General features: G+C 55.4%; 19 protein-coding genes. 1 reads left to right on the top strand and 18 read right to left on the bottom strand.

Translation table 11 applies throughout. The features are described 5' to 3' along the window. Positions 1–19 precede the first annotated feature (19 nt). Positions 20–475 carry a hypothetical protein gene (locus RCH14_RS08220; RefSeq protein ID WP_343025649.1) on the top strand — a complete coding sequence of 152 codons (456 nt, stop codon included), beginning with the start codon at positions 20–22 and terminating at the stop codon, positions 473–475. 251 nt (positions 476–726) lie between these two features. Here RCH14_RS08220 and RCH14_RS08215 read toward each other — a convergent pair whose 3' ends face one another. The 18 genes from RCH14_RS08215 to RCH14_RS08130 form a co-directional block, all read right to left on the bottom strand. Beyond that, positions 727–1005, bottom strand: a complete 279-nt coding sequence (locus tag RCH14_RS08215; RefSeq protein ID WP_343025648.1) for a PAAR domain-containing protein — start codon at positions 1003–1005, stop codon at positions 727–729. Positions 1006–1031: 26 nt separating this feature from the next. Then, positions 1032–1487, bottom strand: a complete 456-nt coding sequence (locus RCH14_RS08210) for a DUF6396 domain-containing protein (protein WP_343025647.1) — start codon at positions 1485–1487, stop codon at positions 1032–1034. 54 nt (positions 1488–1541) lie between these two features. Then, positions 1542–2006 (bottom strand): hypothetical protein, encoded by a 465-nt coding sequence (locus RCH14_RS08205; protein WP_343025646.1) that lies wholly within the window; start codon positions 2004–2006, stop codon positions 1542–1544. 98 nt (positions 2007–2104) lie between these two features. Further along, positions 2105–2956 carry a DUF6396 domain-containing protein gene (locus tag RCH14_RS08200; RefSeq protein WP_343025645.1) on the bottom strand — a complete coding sequence of 284 codons (852 nt, stop codon included), beginning with the start codon at positions 2954–2956 and terminating at the stop codon, positions 2105–2107. Between the two features lie 220 nt (positions 2957–3176). Continuing rightward, positions 3177–4160: a DUF6396 domain-containing protein gene (locus RCH14_RS08195; protein ID WP_343025644.1), complete on the bottom strand. Its 984-nt coding sequence runs from the start codon at positions 4158–4160 to the stop codon at positions 3177–3179. Positions 4161–4206: 46 nt separating this feature from the next. Next, on the bottom strand, positions 4207–6156 hold the full coding sequence (locus RCH14_RS08190; RefSeq protein WP_343025643.1) for a phospholipase D-like domain-containing protein: 1950 nt from the start codon (positions 6154–6156) through the stop codon (positions 4207–4209). A 49-nt stretch (positions 6157–6205) separates the two neighbouring features. Further along, entirely contained in the window at positions 6206–8998 is a 2793-nt protein-coding gene (locus tag RCH14_RS08185; protein WP_343025642.1) for a type VI secretion system Vgr family protein, read from the bottom strand. A 408-nt stretch (positions 8999–9406) separates the two neighbouring features. Next, positions 9407–9865 (bottom strand): hypothetical protein, encoded by a 459-nt coding sequence (locus RCH14_RS08180; RefSeq protein WP_343025641.1) that lies wholly within the window; start codon positions 9863–9865, stop codon positions 9407–9409. A gap of 43 nt (positions 9866–9908) precedes the next feature. After that, complete coding sequence (locus tag RCH14_RS08175) at positions 9909–10823, bottom strand: RES family NAD+ phosphorylase (protein ID WP_343025640.1); 915 nt, start codon at positions 10821–10823, stop codon at positions 9909–9911. 119 nt (positions 10824–10942) lie between these two features. After that, positions 10943–11878, bottom strand: a complete 936-nt coding sequence (locus RCH14_RS08170; protein WP_343025639.1) for a sce7725 family protein — start codon at positions 11876–11878, stop codon at positions 10943–10945. A 4-nt stretch (positions 11879–11882) separates the two neighbouring features. After that, positions 11883–12611: a sce7726 family protein gene (locus RCH14_RS08165; RefSeq protein WP_343025638.1), complete on the bottom strand. Its 729-nt coding sequence runs from the start codon at positions 12609–12611 to the stop codon at positions 11883–11885. A gap of 355 nt (positions 12612–12966) precedes the next feature. Beyond that, positions 12967–13173 (bottom strand): hypothetical protein, encoded by a 207-nt coding sequence (locus tag RCH14_RS08160; RefSeq protein WP_343025637.1) that lies wholly within the window; start codon positions 13171–13173, stop codon positions 12967–12969. 575 nt (positions 13174–13748) lie between these two features. After that, the gene (locus RCH14_RS08155) at positions 13749–15005 is read right to left on the bottom strand and encodes a type II secretory pathway protein (RefSeq protein ID WP_343025636.1); all 1257 of its coding nucleotides are present in this window, start codon (positions 15003–15005) and stop codon (positions 13749–13751) included. Then, complete coding sequence (locus RCH14_RS08150; protein ID WP_343025635.1) at positions 15002–16129, bottom strand: zonular occludens toxin domain-containing protein; 1128 nt, start codon at positions 16127–16129, stop codon at positions 15002–15004. The genes RCH14_RS08155 and RCH14_RS08150 overlap by 4 nt, the downstream gene beginning before the upstream one ends. Positions 16130–16132: 3 nt before the next feature. Continuing rightward, positions 16133–16420: a DUF2523 family protein gene (locus tag RCH14_RS08145; RefSeq protein ID WP_343025634.1), complete on the bottom strand. Its 288-nt coding sequence runs from the start codon at positions 16418–16420 to the stop codon at positions 16133–16135. A gap of 10 nt (positions 16421–16430) precedes the next feature. Then, complete coding sequence (locus RCH14_RS08140) at positions 16431–18014, bottom strand: hypothetical protein (protein ID WP_343025633.1); 1584 nt, start codon at positions 18012–18014, stop codon at positions 16431–16433. Then, positions 18011–18271, bottom strand: a complete 261-nt coding sequence (locus tag RCH14_RS08135; RefSeq protein WP_343025632.1) for a hypothetical protein — start codon at positions 18269–18271, stop codon at positions 18011–18013. Before RCH14_RS08135 ends, RCH14_RS08140 begins: the two co-directional genes overlap by 4 nt. Before the next feature lie 153 nt (positions 18272–18424). Beyond that, positions 18425–18658, bottom strand: coding sequence for a hypothetical protein (locus RCH14_RS08130; protein WP_343025631.1), 234 nt, complete (start codon positions 18656–18658; stop codon positions 18425–18427). Positions 18659–18791 lie beyond the last annotated feature (133 nt).

The following is an 18791-nucleotide window of genomic DNA, read 5'->3' as shown; positions in this document are numbered from 1 at the left end:
CCAACCTCAGCAAACAAATATGGGCATCACCATGGCGATTGTATTTTCCAGTCAACTGGTCGTTCCTGCATCCATCGTGGCGCTACTGAGCGCCGTCTACCTGGTTCGCCACGCGGAGCGCATGGTCCGCGCCCGCTATCAGGCGACGCTTGGATCAACTGCCTTCGGCATGGTGGCGACTGCATGCCTGATTCTGCCAACGCTCTGGTATGCAGTATTCTACGAACGCTGCAACGGGCCAAGACGCGAAGTGATCCATATGCTTTGTAAGGGAGGTCTCAGCGTCTCAGCGGTCATTTTTGCACTCGTCAACTTTTCAACAATGCGCCGTACCGACGCTGCTCTCTGCACAGTTGCACAGGTACTTCTGGCTGTGGCCGTTCTTGGGGTGGGATCGGTACCGCCTTTGCTGTGGGATGTGTACCAGGACGCTCGCCACTGGCGCTGGGATCCGTGCCCTTCAAGACGGCCATGACGTGCGCGCCAATCGACGGATCGTCCGTAAAGAATAAAGCCGTCTGTTAAAGGGGACGCGCCGCAAGGCATAGGCGAGCAGAACTAACTCCGCCCGCCGCTTGTTTTGCTGCGAGTCTGGCATATGAAGTTCGAGGCGTGGATACTCAAGCAGGCTGGGATCGTCTTGGCACCGGCACCGGCACCGGCACCGGGGCTAGCAGCTTTACCTGTCGTCGCTTCCTAAAAGCCCTGAGTGCATAAGCTGCAGAGCTAGCCGACGGTTGCTGGCAGACTGCCAATCAGCTTGCATCCACATTCGGTCGTACACCCCTCTACGGCGACCGGGACTCCGCTAACGGTGAACGAATTGTCGGCGGTAGTAATTTTGTTTATCCCGTGCGGTTTTCCCCCAGGGTAGAACAGCGGGCAATTGACCTGATCTCCAAGCCGGGCAATCGCACGCCCGTGGATGTCATGATTTGGTGAGCCGCTGATGACGGTGCCGCCATGGTCGGTTTTGTCGCCAACCGTGATTATTTTTAGCGGCATTTTTTTCTTTCCGAGAGTTGGTTAGGTTAGTAGCTCGGTGGGCCTTCTGGATCCGGCTCGATTGCAGCCTGAATACCCTTCCATGTAGGTAGTTCCGCAGGAGGCAGTGGTAACACCTGGTCGAGGCGAGTTAGTTTTAGGTCGGGGTTAAGATCCAACGCATCCGAGATCTGGTCGTAGCGGCTTTTGCGTTCCGTATCAGGCATTATTCCAATCTCTCTGAGCGCAACTTGGTCTTGCTTGTCGCGCAAACTCCATTCTTTGGTGTCGAAAATAAACATCAATGCTGCTGCAGATTCTTTGCTATCGAATCGTGTCCCCGCTTGGTAATACTCCAATGCCGCGGTGAAATTCTTGAATAGCTTGGCAGTCACTCCAAGATCGTAGGCTGCAGGGCCATGGCCCTGTTTATAGGCGCACATGACCATAGCTTCCTCGGCATCGCGGCGATCGGCCTTCAGATAAGCTCCTGCCAAGGCCATCTACGCTTCCGGACTGCCGAGCTGCGCCGCCTTCAGATAATAAGCCCATGCGATCTATTCATCTTGCGCAGCGCCGCCGTAGCCGTGCTCATGTGCAACACCGAGATCGTAGTAGCCCCATGCCTGACCGGTTGCAGCGGCCGAGCGCAGGATTTCTACCAATTTATCCGCGTCCGGGTCGAGCACGTTGTTCGTGTCGAGGGGGCCAAGGCCGGTCCGGTAGAAGTAGGCCATCAATGCGCGCGCGCCCCAGTCGCCCTGGTTCGCGGCGGCCTGTACGTCGTGCAGGATGCTAAGGGCTTCCTGCCGCGTCAATTGCCACTCGATCTTGCTGCGCCATAGCTTGCGGGCATTGATGTAGAGCCGGTAGGCGGCCGGGTCGCGGGTTCGCGGCACCGTGTCCTTCCACCGGCCGCAAGTCGGAATCGGACCGTTGACGTCGAACGCTTGCAAGCCAGCGGGGATCGTGTGCATCTTCACGTACTGGACGTGCTGGGCATACGCGTAGATCCCAGCCACAGCAGCGAGCGATGTGCCAACAAGAGTGAACCACTGGCGAAGAGAGCGCATGGCTGGATAGGGATTTGGGACGCGATGAACGTCCGGCAGCGATGGCGTCAGTAAACCGCTGGGCCGTCCGGCTCAGGCTCGATTGCATCCTCGATTCCGTTCCATGCAGGTAGTGCCTTAGGAGGCAGTGGTAACACTTGGTCGAGGCGAGTTAGTTTCAGGTCGGGGTTGAGGTCCAGTGCATCCGAGATCTGGCCGTACCGGCTCTTTCGTTGCGGATCGGGCAGAATCTCGATCTCTTTGAGCGCAATTTGCTCCTGTTTGTCGCGTGAACTCCAATTTTTGGTGTCGAACATAATTCTTAGTGCTACAGCAGATTTCTCGCTGCCGAACCTTGTTCCTGCTTGGTAATACTCCAGCGCCTTCGCGAAATTGTTGAAAACTTCAGCTGTTACTCCAAGATCGTGGGCAGCAGGACCATGGCCCTGTTTATAGGCACACATCACCATTGCTTCCTCTTCATCGCGGCGTTCGGCCTTCAGATAGGCTCCTGCTAAGGCCATCTGGGCTTCTGGACTACCGAGCTCTGCCGCTTTCATGTAATAGGCCCATGCAATTTTTTCATCCTGAACAGCACCCCCGTAGCCGTGCTCATGGGCGACACCAAGATCGTAGTACCCCCAGGCCTGGCCGGCCGCAACCGCCATGCGGACGATCTCGACCGATTTGTCCCCGTCCGGATCCAGCACATGGTTGGTATCGAGGGGGCCGAGGCCAGATCGGTAGAAGTAGGCCATCAATGCGCGTGCGCCCCAGTCGCCCTGGTTTGCGGCGGCCTGCACGTCGTGCAGGATGCTGAGCGCTTCCTGACGCGTCAGCTGCCACTCGATCTTGCTGCGCCACAGCTTCCGGGCGTTGATATAGAGTCGGTAGGCGGCCGGATCGCGGGTTTTCGGCATCGTATCCCTCAGTGACCGCAAGTCGGGATCGGGCCGTTTACATCGAACGCCTGCAAGCCGGCGGGGATCGTGTGCATCTTCATGTACTCGACGTGCTTGGCATACGCATAGACCCCAACCACAGCGGCGAGCGATGTGCCAACAAGAGTGAACCAATGGCGAAGAGAGAGCATGGCTGGATAGGGATTCGGAACGCGGTGAACGTGCGGCAGCGATGGCGTCAGTAACTCGGCGGGCCGTCCAGCTCGGGCTCGATTGCATCCTGGATGCCCTTCCATGCAGGTAGTGCCTTAGGAGGCAGTGGTAACACTTGGTCGAGGCGAGTTAGTTTCAGGTCGGGGTTGAGGTCCAGTGCATCCGAGATCTGGTCGTACCGGCTCTTTCGTTCTGGATCGGGCAGGATCTGGAGCTCTCTAAGCGAAATCTGGTCCTGTTTGTCGCGCGAATCCCAGTCATCGAGGTCAAAAATAAACATCAACCCTGCTGCGGATTCTTTGTTGCCAAATCTCGTACCCGCTTGGTAATACTCCAGCGCTGCGGCGAAATCCTTGCGAAGTTTGGCTCTGATTCCGAGCTTTTGTGCAGCAGGGCCGTGGCCCTGTTTGTACGCGCACGTTACCATCGCGCTATCGGCATCGCGGCGTTCGGCTTTTAAATAGGCTCCTGCTAACGTCATCTGCGCTTCCGGGCTGCCGAGCTCCGCCGCCTTTAGGTAATAAGCCCACGCGATCTGTTCATCCTGAGCAGCGCCGCCGTATCCGTGCTCGTGGGCGACACCGAGATCATAGTATCCCCAGGCTTGGCCAGCCGCGACGGCCATGCGGACGATCTCAACTGATTTGTCGGCGTCCGGATCAAGTACATGATTGGTGTCGAGCGGGCCAAGGCCTGATCGATAGAAGTAGGCCATCAATGCACGTGCGCCCCAGTCGCCTTGGTTTGCGGCGGCCTGCACGTCGTGCAGGATGCTGAGCGCTTCCTGGCGCGTTAACTGCCATTCGATCTTGCTGCGCCACAGCTTCCGGGCGTTGATATAGAGCCGGTACGCGGCCGGATCGCGGGACCTCGGCATCGTGTTCTTCCAATGCCCGCAGGCCGGGATCGGGCCGTTAGCATCGAACGCCTGCAAGCCAGCGGGGATTGTATGCATCTTCACGTACTCCAGATGGTCTTGTAGAAAATAGGCGCCGGTCGCGATGGCCACCGAAGCAGCGACGATGTATATCTGGTGGCGGATTCTTGGTCGCATATCAAATCACCGGCGGGCCGGGCTCCCTGTCCACGTGGAAGGTAGCGATTTGGCCCGACAACGGCGACCTATTCGCCATCGCTTCCGTGTTGTCTTGCATTACGTCCAGCCATTTCTTGAAGGTTGGTCCCATATCGCCAAACTGCGCCGGCCCCGCGTTGTTAGTACACTGGCTGAACAGCCTCTTGCGCAAGTCAAACGCAACATCCTTGGCCTCGCTGAGCAGATTCAGCTCGCTGTCCAAAGCCATGCTGCGCACGTTCAGATTGGCCGATCCCACCGTGAAGGCCGCGTCGTCAACGATCGCCACCTTGGCGTGGATGTAGGTTTCTTCGTAATCCTTGGTCGATTTTGGCTGTTTGGCGCCGCTCCACATCGACGCCATGAGCGCCTTGATTCCGCATTTTTCTAGCGTCGCAGGCGTGATCGGCATCCTGGTTCCGCCGCGCTTTGCCTTCGCCACTCTTTCCTCGTGCTCCACCTTCATGGTCTCGCTCTGCCCGAATCGCACGGCAACGTCATAGGTGGCCAAGTCCATGCCATCGGTCTCCGGGGTTGAAGTCAGGATGAACACGTAGATGAGTTTGGTGTAACCGGCTCTGCGCAGCTTAAAAACACACGTCATCATGTAGTTCGCCCAGGCCTCGTACTGGACATACTGGTTCTGGATGAAGATGTAATGATGGGTGAGCCGGGTCAGGTTGGCGTAGCATTCCTTGATTGATTTCTCCTGCTTTGCCGGGTACGTCCGCAACAGCTGCGCGCTGTGATGGCAGTTCTTCAGGGCAAAGTCGGGGGCCTTCAGGTGCGACCTGCTCTGCACGGAAGGATGGGCTGTCCCTGACGGTTTTGCTACTGCATTGGCTGCGGCAAGTGCCGCCTTGACCGCCAGGCCCGGCGACGTCATCCAGATCGCATTCATCAGGGTCGATGTGGCTTCTTCGGATTCGGCCCAGCCAGTGCAGAAATTGTGATTCATGTCGTACAGGATCGGTCCGCGCACGCGCAGCGAAACGTCCTGATACGGTTTGGCAGTAACTGCATATTTTTTGAAAAATTCGCCGAGGCGCACCGCCTTTCGCGTTAACGGTTGTTCAGTCTGGCCAGACATCATTTGCATTTGTCTGTCGTACCGGTCCCATGCTTCATCGATTACAGCCGACAGCTTGGTGTCCCGGCCGGCCGGATTCTTGCTATACAGTGTTTCACGGCGTATATCCTGAAAGCGATGATCGACCGTGTCCCAGAAGTCAGTCGTCGAGTTATGCCCCATCACGTAGCCGATGGCGCGCGCCGGCGTCTCGTAGTCGATCAGAATCATCTTTTGATGATGAGTGGGGTAGATGGATCCTGCTGTGCCATCAATGAGGCTGATCTTGTACTTCTCGCCAGCAAGCGAGGGGTCCCGAAACTTGAGCGCGACTTCACGGGTCTGCAGCACGATGGTCGGTATCTTTTGCGCGATGATCTCGTCGAACCATGCGCGGTTGTACTGGTCGTGCGTTTCGTTGAAATAGCCGGCGTAAGCACCGATCGTGGGAACACGGGTTCCATACAAGCCCGGATTGTTTTTTTGTATGGCATAGGACGCGGCATTGTCATGCCAGAGCAGCAGGCGCACCGTGACGGGGTTTTCCTTACGGGTTGCGATTTGCTTGAGCAGATCGCCATAGCGCGTGCCGTCTTCGGCCCTTTCACCACGGATAAGCACCATGCCCGGGTCAAATCCCCAGGTGATGATGTCCACGCTATGTTGTGCCTGGAGCAGGTCGTTGTGGATGCGCTCGAACACTTCTTCGCCGCAGATGAGCGGCTCAAGATGGCAGTGGTGGCGCGCCAGGTAAATCTGCTTGCTTGTCCTGATCCACCAGGGCAAGGACAGGCATTGGTAGGGGCCTAGTGTCCGGTTGTAGCAGAGCTTTTGTGTATAAAGTCCCTCATTTTCTTCCATGCCCATTTTCTTCCCTTTCCATGTAGAGGCCGCTGCCGGTGCCTGCAGCTCACGCCTGCTGGCTGGACCAGGGATTGGCGTCGATCCGGTCCTGGTCCAGGGAGTGCTCGTCGTCGGTCAGGGCGCCGCCCGGATTCTCATAGCCGTGGTATCCCACACCCGCGTTTTGCTCGTGCTGTTCGGTGTAGGCGCTGGCAGCGATTTCGAAAGACTGGCCGGTCGGGAGCTCGACCTTGTACTCTGCGCGGGCATCGAGCTCGTGCGCGAACTGGATGTTTCCCTTGTCGTCGATCTGCCCCTGTTCGATCATTGCCCCATCCTTGAACAGTTTGAACGGCATGCCAGCACTGCTTCTCCCGGCAGTCTCCGCATGGCTGCCGACATGCAGCGCGCCTCGGCCTTTGCCCAGTACATCGGCCACGGGCGGCATGGAAACCGCCATCTCCATGTTCTTGGCGTTTACAAAGCTGTGGTGCGCGGCGTGTGCGACGAAATTGCCATTCGTGCCGTGTTCGATGCCGCCGGTGGCAAATTTCACGTAGCTGCCGCCGCCATTGATGACGACTTCTTCCTTGGCGCTGATCGTGATCCGGTTGGCCGTGTGCGTGATTTCCAGCTTGGCCAGCAGCTTGATGTTGTTCGATAGTGCCTGCAGGTCGATGTCACCAGCGGCGGCCACCATCTTCATGCCGGCCTTCTGGACGAACAGCCGGAACGACTGGCGGATGCTGGCAAAGAAATGCGTGCCGACAGCCAGCGACAGGCTTTTCCCGGTCGTAAGGGCCGTGTGGCGGTCGCTGGCGATGTGGGTATCACCGGTCGTCGTGGTTGCGATACCGGCCGCACTCGCCAGCACCAGGTGCGGCTTGGCCAGCTCAGGAAAACTGTCCGCTTTTGCGTCCGGACCTTTCACCGCGTCCTTCTGCGTTTGCAGGAGTGAGGCAACGCCGTCCTGGTTATCAGAAGGCTCCTGCGCACCGTTTTTTTGCGCGATCTCACCCAGCAGTTGATGCTGCTCAACTGCGAGCGCGATGCGCCGCGCCGTTTCGTCCATGTCTTTCATCGGGCCGCGTGCAGCTTGCCGCGCTTCTGTGGTGATCAGAAGTCCCTTGGCTGCGCGCGCCACGCCATGGCCATCGGTGCGTAGTTCCCAGCCTTCGCCGCGCGCGTCCTTGCGGCCGCCATTGTCTTCGATGCGCGCGATGTGCCCGAGCGATAGTTGGCTGCACTGGTGGTCGCTTTTTAGCTGCGCCTGGATCATCTCCTTGGTGTCATCAAGAACGAGGTGGTTGCCGCGTGTGCCGCCGCCCAGTTCCCGGCTGCGCATGCCAGCCAGCGAATGTTGCTTTGGCAGCGACCACGGTGGCATGTGTCTGCCGTTGTAGAGCGCCCCAAGTATGAGCGGATGATCGATATTCCCGTTCGCGTAAACAACCGCCACTTCCTCACCAACACGCGGCAAACGGATCTGCCCGAACTCGTCGCCGGCAGCCGGCGTCATCACCCTGATCCACGGCGAGCTGTTCTCGTCGTACTTGTCCAGTCGGTTCCAGTGGAACTGCAGCTTGACCCGCCCGTAGCCGTCCGTATGGATTTCAGCGCCGGCCGGGCCAACCACGATCGCCGTATGAAGCCCCATGTAGGTACCGGGCTCGCTGTTGAAGTTGCGGCCCGGACGCCAGCGGATATCTTTGCGAATGCAGGTCAGACGGTTTTCGTAGTGCGACGGTGCGCCTGGCCCGGCCTGGTAGTTATTCGCCGCCTCATGGTCTACAGAAAGGATCAGGTAGAAGCGGTCATCGATGCTGCGGTGCGGTTCCGGATCGTATTCGGGCGACCGCGGTTTGGCACTGAAGTGTCCGCCGAGCTTGAAGGTACGCCCCGGCAGCACGCTCCTCTCATTGCCTTTTGCCTCGAAGTACTGCGTGTCCTTGTCCGCCTCCTCCATGCGCCGCGCTGCCAGCCGTTCGCCATCGTTGCGTATGCGAAAGCCATATGAACCTGTGTCTTCATAGACTTCGTAGGGAAAGATATCGCCTTGCCGGTTGGCTGAAATGGCGTTGGCGCGCTGCGCGCTGGGGCTCTTGTAATCGAACGTTGCCAGCGTTGTCTGGCCCGAGCCGAGGCGTCGCACTGCCGTCCACTCGTGAATGCCGTCGTCCTCGAGCGATCCACTCTTCTTGTGGAACGGGATCACGTACGCTTCCTCATCGATCCGCTCGGACAGGAAGCTGTTGTCAGAGATCATGAGCCGGTGGCGGCCAAATTCGTGCTCGTACCAGTAATGCAAACCGAGCGCTTCCCAGCGCCGGTGCAGGTGGTTGTAATCGGTCTCGTTATGCTGGTTGGCGACGGTCAGCTTTGACTCGTCGATTGGGTACATATGCCAATCGGCCTGGCGATAGTGCTTCAGCGTTTCTTCGGTGATCTCCCGAACGCTTTTACCGTGAAACGACACGTTATCCTTGCGCAGTCGCGCGAATGCAAGCCACGGTTCGAGCACCATCTGGTAGAAGGCGAATCCGCCATCGGTGCGCAGGAAGCGGAACTCGGTGATATGGCCGTTGAAGTAGCGCAGCGATCCGTCTTCGCGCACCAGGGAGATCACCACCATCCGGCCCATCAGCATTTTCAGGGGGATGCGTGCCTCGTCCGACAAGACCTCTACGATGAAGCGGAACCCCCGCGAGACTTCTTCCCGGGCGACGAGCTTGTTCGGCAGCAGGATGGCGGGCGGCCCATCCTCGAACGGAAAATCCAGCCGCATCAGGCGCTTGTGTTGCGAGTTTCCGCTGAACGCCGACAGTGCGGCACCGGCCGCAATTACCTGGCTTAAGCCCATTGACTGCCTCCGGTAGCCGCTCGGCATCGCCGTAGCGCAAGTGGAAATTGTCCAGCGGCTACGTTACCTCGGTGTCGCCTAAGCGAAATTGATAGCAATCAATACGCTTCCCAGAGCCATTTTTTGATTTAGTCAGTCACCAGGCCTGAACAGGCTAATTCAGCTAGTTGGGGGCAGCTGTTACAGGCGCCCAGAAAGCAAAAAGCCCAATCCTGAGGATTGGGCTTTTTGTTGAATTACTGGTGCCGACTGCCGGTTTCGAACTGGCCACCTGATGATTACAAATTCCTGCGCCATGATCACACTATCTAACTAAATCTAGGAAATCAATGGCTTACAGCCTATCAGGTCAACAGTAACTTACACTAGATAACTATGGCGTTGACACTTCGTTGACATGTCCAGTCGTCAGAAAATAAATTTTCCATCTGCCTTGAAACCGTTGGCTACTGGCGTAGGAACTGAGTCTAAGACCTCTCTTTCGCCGCGTCGCATATATGTTTCAAAGAGACCTTCCGAATTTTTCCCCATTAAGTATTTACCTGTCTCGCGCTCAAGCCAGCCGCTCACAGTGGCCCCGACAAACTTGGGATAGTGCTGGGACTTGGCCAAAGGTCTTGCCCCGGTAAAGCGCTCTTTATAGGAGCCATCTAGCTGCGCCTGTGGATGCTTCGAGTAGTCGAACTTCCACCAGACTGAAATTCTGACTTCTCCAGAACCGATTGTTTGCCACAGCAAAACGGTTTCTTCGCCAGCTATCTTTGCTATGACGTGACCTTGACTGTCGCCTTCATCAGTAAGCGATATGCAATTTTGGCCCAGCAATTCATTGAGACCGAGTACTAAAAGCTTTCGATGTGGATGCATGTGGAACCTCTTTTGTTTGACCGTAGCGTCAAGCTGACTTTCACTAGGTGGCTTTATAAACCTGGAACTGAACCATTACTCGTGAAATCGAATGAGCTGAGACACTCAGCACTTTGCCTTTCGATGGATCAAATACCGCCAAGTTGACGCCACCATCGACGGAACTACGGTACATCACCCCGTCAAAACCACATTTCTTAGCGAACTCACAGAGAAACTGGCTCGGGATATAGTCGAACGCAGCCGATTTCGGCAAGATGGGGCGGGTTAATTCCTCGCCCAGCCGCTCAAGAAACTGAACGTCTTCACACATTTTTGCGACCGCTTGACTATCAGGCAGCATAAACGGAGATACCGTTTTTCGAGGATGTCGAAGGTCAACAATTTTCAGATCAGGAGATAACTCAATCTCCGCGACCGAGACGAAATCTCCGCCATGCGGCCTGACTTCAGAAATGGCTGTATCAGGCGTAGATGCGACGTATAGATAAGGAATCCCAGCAGGATTTGCTCGCCCATGCGATGCAAGCTTTGGCGGAGGTGCCCCCATCTCTGCTGCGGCAATCGCAGCTTCCGAAGCTTGAATTCTTGCGCGGTACCACTTTTGGGATAAGTCGGCTTGGTCCAGAAGTAAATGAGGAAGTAGGTCCCTTAAATCCTCAAAGTCCAGGTTGGTCGTAGGAAAGTACCGGTTGGAGTGCATTAGCTCAATACGAAGATTTGTCCAATCAGCCAAGCCCTTTGCCGTTCGTTCGGTGACAGGGTTAAATTTCGCCCGTACAATCTCGCCATCGTCCAATATATCGCTAAGTAGTTCTTTTGCGTGAGCTAAGTCCAGTCGCCCAAAAAGCGTCCAATCTTCTTTTAGAAATTCTACTAACGTCTTTCCGACTGTATCTCGCTTGTAAATCCCAATAATTAGCTCGAATTGTTCACGTAGCGCGATAGGTTCAACCAATGGCTGCGCGTTTGCTCCACAATAAGAGCAATCCCCTGTCAGCTTTGAAAAAGTAGGTATTAGCTGCCGTCGAAGGTGCCGGTCATCGAAGCACTCCGGACAGCAATAACGCGGAGTGCTCATGCTCTTTTGAAGAATTCAGCAAGTGTCTCAATGTGATGATTCATTGAAAGTTTCTTAGCAAATCCAAGGCCAGGGAAATGACCGCTTTCGTGAAACGCCAAGAACTCTTCAACAGCTTTTGTGCGAAGGATATTAGTGTGCGGTGACTTTACCTCGGCAGCAAGTTTTTCCAATGCCTCGGCAAATTTACCGGCAGGGTCCGCAGGGGTTTCGTACCTAATTGACTTGAAGTGATGAACAAACATTTCATCATCTTTTGACGGGTCGATACAAGTTAAATGAATTGCGACTGAATAAGCTGGCCCGCCAGATTCGCTGAAGTCGTCACCAACGATGAGAAAGTCGCCAAACCCTGTCATGCCGACTTCTTCGAAAGTCACATGCAAATCAGAAAACGGTTCATATTCTGGATGTGAGCGATTGGCTCGTCGTGTAAAACCGTCTTGGATAAGAATCTTCTGCTCGCCCTTGAAATTTCGTCTGTATAGGCGATTGTCGCCGACGAAAACGTGCCGAAGCTTGCATGGAATTTGATCAAGCTGGCTGCCTAATTCCCTTGCTTCGGTGAAACCGTTGTGAATCAAGCTAATCTGACGTCCAGGGTACGCATGGCACAAGGCTAAGATGTCTGCTACTTGCGACTGTTCTGTTAGAAGAATTCCAGGGTGAATATTTCCGTGGCCACTCAGCTCGCCCTGCATGAACGCCGCAAGTGCCGCTGGATCGCCGGTATGCTCACCATTTGCCGGGTTTACAATTAAGATGAGCTGTCCACCTGCGGCGTTTACTGCATCAATAGCGCGCCTGAGGCCATTCAACCCCTCTTTCACGGGCTCAACAATTGGAGTGAAGCCTGCCTTTGCCATCAAGACAGCACAATCGCGTATGGTCAGCAGATCGAATTGCTTTCCACGGAAGTAGGGATAGTACATTCAGTCAAGCCCAGGTGAGGGCTTCCGATACCGGAGTGCCGAGCGAAGCAACGAGTCTTTCATGATCCTTCAGGCGAAGAGAGGTCGAGAACGCCAACGGCCTCAAAGACTTTGGCAATGCTCCTGCAAGTTCCGACAGTGGAAGCAAGCTACGAGTTTCCTTTAGAACACGTATCATACACTCATGCAGCTCTTGTGCTGGCAATTTTGCAAAGATCTTGCCTAGTTCAGCGTGGAGTCTCGTGTTCGGCACGTCTGGAACGATGTAGCCAAATGACCGCACGATCTCAAACGCCTCTTGTCTATGAAGCGAATCCAACAGAGTAAGCGGACAGAAGTCAACTAAGCGGTCATGTGCCTCGCGTACTGTCGAGATTTTGAGCCGATTGTTGAGCAATAGAACCCCAACATAAGACGGGACCTTAGCAAGGAGAGTTTCGACATGATGATCGCTCGTAATCACATTTACTCGTGCGAATACTTTAAAGTACGATGCTAATTGCGCCGTGAGCCTGTCTAAATTATCTCGTTCAGACTTGATTTCATAAACCGTTGAGGTGCCATTCAAAATTACTAAATCGGCTTTGGAGGTACCAACGCGAAATTCAGATAGCATTGACGCAGTATTAAGCGAATGTGTTCCCAACAAAACCTTGTGGGTGACTGCCGCTCGATATGCATATTCGTAGCGAAGGTCCTGCTTCGTAAGAAGCGTAAAGGCCGATTCAAACAAGTCTCTTATCGGTCTAGACGTTCCAAAACCTTCGGTTAAGGCTGACTCTGCAAGTAATCGCGCGAACGTTCGTGACTTCCCCTGCCTGGCTAGTTCTTGAACGACAACTGGCGAGAACATTCTTGCAGTAGCTGCAAGTCGTGAATTCTCAGTTGTTATCATGTTAGCCATTCTAAGAGTACTTCTTTGATATAGACGCGAAAAGTCCGGGTTCCTACGTGAAACCGTTTCGGGGTTCACTGGAGTAAGTGATGCAAAAATACAACAAACCTTCTATTATATCAGGTGCGTGCACAGAAGTGCTTACCTTTATCGATAGAGACACAAACGGCCCTTTCAGTTTCCGGAAGGCATGTTAAAGCTGTTTAGAAGGAAGTTGAGACCATTTAACTCCCGCTGCATAAGCTCTAGCATAAGTAAGCATTTCGTTCACGCTAACATGACCAAGAACATAACGTGATTGCAAGAGTAAATCGGTTTCGTCAGGCTCAAACCCTTCCAACGCAAAATTTGCTTGCATTTGCACAACTTGATGTAGCCGTTCAGCGATAGTTGAGCTCATTGGAACTGTCCCTTCTCAAATTGTTTGACCCATTCCTGTATCGAGATGGAAGGGCGTGGCGAGCGTCTGTCCGCATATAAGAGGAAATCGAGTGCGCTCTCATACGCCTGAGCGTCCAGCCATTCATTCCGCCCTCCCGCGAACCACCGTATGGGACCAGCACACCTTGGCGATCCATTGACATAAACGACCGCACTGCACGGCGCTTCAACCTGCCATTGTGCATGATGCCTTAGCATGGCATGCTCCAGTTTTCTCGCATCTTGACGATGGAGAGCTTGTACGGCAACGGAACGCTCCAAGTCGAAGACATCCTGCACTCGCATGTGCAGTTGGGGTAAATTGCAGATGCGAGTAAGAGGATCAATGGAAATTCCTACCTTGAACGCCGCAATTTCCTTTAATGGAAATAGGTATGCAAAGCAAGGCGCATCAGCACGTCGCGAGGTGCGCATTTTGGAACTGGCCTGCTTCCGATGCAGAGCCAGCATGCTTGCGCGGCAGGGCTTCGTTCTCTCTTCCATGTTCTCACGTTCCTTTGTCGTACACATTTTCTTGGTAATACCAAGGACAGCTCAGACCTTGGTAAGCTGAAGAATTAGAACCATCTCAGTTTTGTTCTTGTCCCTTGTCTTGTTCAAATTGAGTTTTGGAAGCCAGCTTGGACTTGTATGGGCAGTGGCGTCTTTGTCTTCGGTTAAGCCACCAATCACGATCAGCTCTCCATCTGCTACGGAAAGCGACGTTTTCAGCTCGCGCTTTATCAGCGTAGGCGAATTGTTCACGCCAGTGTTTGTACTAACGAAGCTAGACATCTGTTGAAGAACCTGCAAGTCGACAGAACTCTCGTGTATCACCGGCAACAGCTCGAAGATGAGTCCACTCGACCGGTACTCGACGGACTGTACAGCAGCACCTGAAGACGGGTACGAAACAGCTCCCAAAACTGGAACGTCCTCGCCAACCGTGAAGCGGCCACTCTGTCCTGACTGGACGCGAAGTGTAGGCGTCGACTTCACAGTAAAGCGACTATCGGTAGAGAGCGATGATAGAACCGCGTCAATCGTAGTGCTTTTAAAACTGATGTGACTGCTGTTCGAATTGCCTATCGAACCAAAAGACAGTCCGAACTTGCCGCCAAGTAGATTTAATGCCAGGCTAAAGGCCGATCCGTCGTTGTTCGTGGTCTGTACCTCGTACAGAACTCCACGGACTAGGACATCACCAATGGCAGTATCAACCTGCGACAATAGCTTTTTCAACATCGTCACTTCGGCAGGTATACCTGCGAAAACAAGGATATCGCTCTTGCGGTCGATGCTTGCTGCTGCCGATCCGGGAGGTGAAGCTAGCTGCGCCGATTTGTCACTAGCTGAAGCATGCACAGCCCTACGAGCTGTGAATTCGCCCTTGAACAACGGGGAGAGCAGATCGACTAAGTAAGAGCCGTCACGGTGACGGGGCACATACACGAACACATCGCGCACTTCCGCAGCCTTTTCCGCAGGAGGAGGTTTTTTGCCGATGAAATCCACGCCACTCCGACGAATTGCTACCAAGCCGAGCGAATCGAGGAACGCGGCAATGAAGGCGCGCAGATCGCCACTACGGGCATCGTAGCGGAAGGAAACGGGCCGCTGATCCGTCATAACTTCTGGTTCGATCACATAGGGACCCTGCAAGGCTTCGCCGTAAATCAGCTGGATCACCTGCAAAACACTAACGCCGGTGAAGTCAAAGCGCGGAGGCTCCTGCGGAACCTGGGGAGCATTGGATGCCGCGGCGACTCCGAGCGAACAGCAGAGAGCAAGCATAAAGAAGAATTTTTTCATTTGCGAATCTCACCTAACTCGCCTTGCTGAGGCGCATGGGAAGCGGGAGCAGGGCGCGAATCTCTCGGCGCAGTCGTACCACTCCAGCGGGTTACTTTCTGCCCGTCGATCTCCCCTATCTGAGCAATGCCTTCGTTGTGAAACATCGAAGGTGACTCGACCCGCGTCGCACCCTGCGCATTGCAGACGACGACCCAAGTGCGCGACTGAGCATAGTAAGAGCCACAGATGCGCCACGAATCCGAGAAATCGGGTTTAGGAGCCGCCGGAGCTTGAGAACTGATCGAACCCCCAGCTGGAACAATTGAAGCGCCTGCAGGCCCGTTCTTGGGCTTGGCAACGGCCTTCGGGTCTTCGGGGTGGAAGAACTTCCAGACCTTGGGGACGGCGACAGCGATGATGACTAGGCAAACGAGGAACGGTGCCCAGGTCTTCCAGTTCCTGAGGACGTTTTGCCGCTTGTCAGCGTTGACCAAGACACCTTGGGCACCGCCCTTGAAACTTGAGTAGAGGGGGAAAATCTTTGCGCGATACTTGCGTACCCAATTGCCAATATGGTTCGCCTTGTTGAGGCTCTTGCCCTCGTACATGTTGAGGCTGTAAGTATTGCCCATTCCGAGCGACACCTTCTTGGTGGTCCTGAACGAAAAGGCAACCACGTTCTTCACGAACCTATGCAGCGTGCCCATATCCTGGATCATCAACACCATGTCACACGCCACGCCAGTTGTCGGGTGCGTGAAGTGACCGTGCTCGAGGATGAACGACTGATGGTTCTTGTGAATCTTCTGACTCGTGCCCCAGAACCTCCAAGCCTCATCAATCGCAACCAGGTCGCCGGGCTGGACGACAGTATCGGTGTGTGCCGTCTTGTCGTCATCGTAGTAGGGCAGGAACTTTTCACCGAAGACATCGGCGTTGGTCACGTGCCGGATGCGGCCATATTTGCCGTGCTCATCATCCGGGTGCAACTTCTCCAAGTATTCGTGAATGCGCTCCTCCGAAATGCCGTCCACATTGGTGACGACATCGCGGCCCTGACGGATTGCAGGCACGATCACTTCCGACACGACCTCGTAACTCTTCCCGGAGCGCATCAGGCCCGTGTAGACATTGATAGGCATGGCTCAACCGATCACGGGAAGGCGACGAATGACAAACCGGGTAGCGTAAGCGGACGTAATCGCCGTAAACCCGGCCGCAATATTGAACAGGTCGAGGAAATACCAGACCGAAGCGGGAATGCCGCCTAACACAATGCTGATGCGGTAGCTATTAGGGATCATGTGAGCGACTAGGCCGAAGAAGCCCTGCACGATGAACATGAGCGCGAAGAACAGCACGAACTTGATGATGAACGAGCTAAGCAGAAAGCTCAGTAGCCGAACACCAGCAGAAACAAGGATACCGAACATGACTACCCCTTTAAGCGGCTAGGATGATGAAGCAACCGATGACGACCCAGACAGCAGCCATCACCGTGAACAATGTAGGCTTGACGTCATCGAGCAACTTGCAATGCCCGTCCATCACAATCGGATCGCCCCACATATCGAACGACGGCTTGGGACACTCTGACTGGTGATTGGGAATGCCATAGATCGCGAAGGACTCCACCGACTGGAACACAGGTTCGAAGATCGCATAAGGCTCGGGAGTCTCCTCCAGGTCGGGCGCCATAAGGCCGGGATCGGCGCCGAAGTCGACACTGATTCGGTTGACGACATTGACGTTGGGCGTGTTGATGACGTTCACATCGCCGCTAGGTGAGGGAGTGGGATTCGGGTTAGTGCCAGGGTCCGGGGAACTACCAGGAGAGACCGTAGGCGAAATCGGGACGGCCTGCGTGCCGGGATTGCTGGCCGGCGACAGAAGATCGGCGACGCGCGGAACCGCCTGCGGATTCTCGTTCGCCCATTGAGCCGCCTCACCGTATTGGACGGGTTGCGTAGCCGAATACGGCAAGCCCTGATAGTCCGGGTCCTGAGCAGCCAGTTGCCAAGCACGGTCGACAAGACGCGCGAGCGTATCGGGAGTGATCTGACCGTTAGCAATCTGCTGCGGCAGGTTCGTAAACACGTCATTACCATCCGTGTAGTACTGTGGCCCAACCTTTCCGACCACAGTCGCAGCATTCTCGTAATAGACATCCATCGGCCCGAAGTCCTGCATATTGGACTGGGTGGAACCAGTGCGCGAGTGCCATGCGAAGATATTGACCCTGATTTGGCCGACGCTGTTCGGGACCGTGACGACGCGGGTTAGTCCGCTGTTATAGCAGCCGTACCCGAACTCTGGCTGGCAGTGTGGGGTCAGCTTCATGAACACGAACCAGCGCGCATACTCCTCGAGATCATTCGTAACCAGCTCGACGCCACCAGAGAACACATAGCGGAACGATGCAATCATGGGGTCAGGGGCCTGCGGCAACACCCAGCACGCTTTGTCTGCGTAGCACTCGGAATTCGACCGGTACAACGGCGCGCCCTGCTGGACCGCCAAGAACCATGCCTCCGGCCGCACATCGGGCGGCGACGACACTTGAGGTGGCGTGTAGACCAATGGCGGAGGTGGCGGCGCATCGACCTGCAGCTTTGTCCCGCTAACGGTGTTCGACAGGTACACATGAGCCTCTTCGCGGCCGTTAGGGCCGTCCACCCAGGAAGTGATGCCGTACCCAAGAGCCACGACCCCGAGACTGGCGGCGATACCGAGCCACACAGGCGCACCGGCGACAGTCAGGCCAACCCCTGCAACGGTGCTAACGACGTTGAGCTTTGTCGACGAATTGCCGATGCCGTTCATCGTCGCCACGATGCGGGGATCGTTGGCAGCGAACCCGCGAGCGATCGCAATACGCTGGACCACGCCTGCAATCGCGCGATTGACGACGAAGTTAGCGACAGGCACGGCCTGCGCATAGGACTTTTGTTCGTACGACAGCAGCGACACCATAAGCAGGCCAACGAACAGCTTTTTTACAAGCAGAATCCCGAGAATTTTCTTCATACGAGACTCCAGACTAAACTCACCAGGTCAACCGCCACGGACATTAGGGAGCCACCAAGGACAAGAGCGAACAACAAGCCCGCCAAGAACAGGACCGTCTCGCGCGCCTGATAGACCAGCAGCAGCGGCAGGACGAGCGGGAAGGCGAACGGCTCCCACCAGCTCGTATGCTGGCCGGATAGGAACGCAAGGCAGACGTTGCCCAGGTAGGCGAGGACCACGCCGCCAATAGCCAGATGCCACAGGACCTGTTCCATAGCATCAGTCCTTCAAGCCTTCGATCACGGCCCAAGCCGAGACCAGGCCCCAGACGAACATGCCGAAGTACCACAACTGATTGATCGTCATCGCAACCTCACTTGTAAAAAAAGGGGTGCCGAAGGCACCCCAGAGCCAACGCAGGAAGTCGATTACTTCTTGAGCATCGACAGGCCGATGGTCGCGCCCTTAACAGCGACATACACGACGGCCAGCAGACCGGCGATTGCCAGCACGGCGGTGGTGACAGTGCCGAAGTCGACGGCGCTCGTCAGGCCCGACATATCAGGGCCGGCGGTGGCTTGAGCAGCGGCCAGGCCCGAAGCGGTGGCGGTTGCAGCGATGACGCCAGCTTTACGCAGGCCACGGACGATTGCTTGATTCATGGTGAAACTCCTTTTCAGTGATTCGCGGGGACCGCCGCGCCGGTACTACTAACTTTTGATCCTATGGAGGACGATTCCTGCCGACTTGCTAACAAGGTATAAGCCAACTACGAACGTGAACCCCATACTCCAA

The sequence above is a fragment of the Massilia sp. MP_M2 genome, assembly GCF_039123635.1.
In the GTDB taxonomy this organism is placed as follows: Bacteria; Pseudomonadota; Gammaproteobacteria; order Burkholderiales; family Burkholderiaceae_D; genus Telluria.
This window is presented reverse-complemented; position numbering and strand designations above follow the sequence as displayed.

Bases quoted from the DNA above. Each gene is read 5' to 3' on its own strand.
- RCH14_RS08185 (WP_343025642.1), bottom strand. From the start codon at position 8,998: ATGGGCTTAAGCCAGGTAATTGCGGCCGGTGCCGCACTGTCGGCGTTC.
- RCH14_RS08180 (WP_343025641.1), bottom strand. From the start codon at position 9,865: ATGCATCCACATCGAAAGCTTTTAGTACTCGGTCTCAATGAATTGCTG.
- RCH14_RS08190 (WP_343025643.1), bottom strand. From the start codon at position 6,156: ATGGAAGAAAATGAGGGACTTTATACACAAAAGCTCTGCTACAACCGG.
- RCH14_RS08170 (WP_343025639.1), bottom strand. From the start codon at position 11,878: ATGTACTATCCCTACTTCCGTGGAAAGCAATTCGATCTGCTGACCATA.
- RCH14_RS08215 (WP_343025648.1), bottom strand. From the start codon at position 1,005: ATGCCGCTAAAAATAATCACGGTTGGCGACAAAACCGACCATGGCGGC.
- RCH14_RS08220 (WP_343025649.1), top strand. From the start codon at position 20: ATGGGCATCACCATGGCGATTGTATTTTCCAGTCAACTGGTCGTTCCT.
- RCH14_RS08210 (WP_343025647.1), bottom strand. From the start codon at position 1,487: ATGGCCTTGGCAGGAGCTTATCTGAAGGCCGATCGCCGCGATGCCGAG.
- RCH14_RS08200 (WP_343025645.1), bottom strand. From the start codon at position 2,956: ATGCCGAAAACCCGCGATCCGGCCGCCTACCGACTCTATATCAACGCC.
- RCH14_RS08130 (WP_343025631.1), bottom strand. From the start codon at position 18,658: ATGAATCAAGCAATCGTCCGTGGCCTGCGTAAAGCTGGCGTCATCGCT.
- RCH14_RS08135 (WP_343025632.1), bottom strand. From the start codon at position 18,271: ATGGAACAGGTCCTGTGGCATCTGGCTATTGGCGGCGTGGTCCTCGCC.
- RCH14_RS08160 (WP_343025637.1), bottom strand. From the start codon at position 13,173: ATGAGCTCAACTATCGCTGAACGGCTACATCAAGTTGTGCAAATGCAA.
- RCH14_RS08155 (WP_343025636.1), bottom strand. From the start codon at position 15,005: ATGAAAAAATTCTTCTTTATGCTTGCTCTCTGCTGTTCGCTCGGAGTC.
- RCH14_RS08150 (WP_343025635.1), bottom strand. From the start codon at position 16,129: ATGCCTATCAATGTCTACACGGGCCTGATGCGCTCCGGGAAGAGTTAC.
- RCH14_RS08140 (WP_343025633.1), bottom strand. From the start codon at position 18,014: ATGAAGAAAATTCTCGGGATTCTGCTTGTAAAAAAGCTGTTCGTTGGC.
- RCH14_RS08145 (WP_343025634.1), bottom strand. From the start codon at position 16,420: ATGTTCGGTATCCTTGTTTCTGCTGGTGTTCGGCTACTGAGCTTTCTG.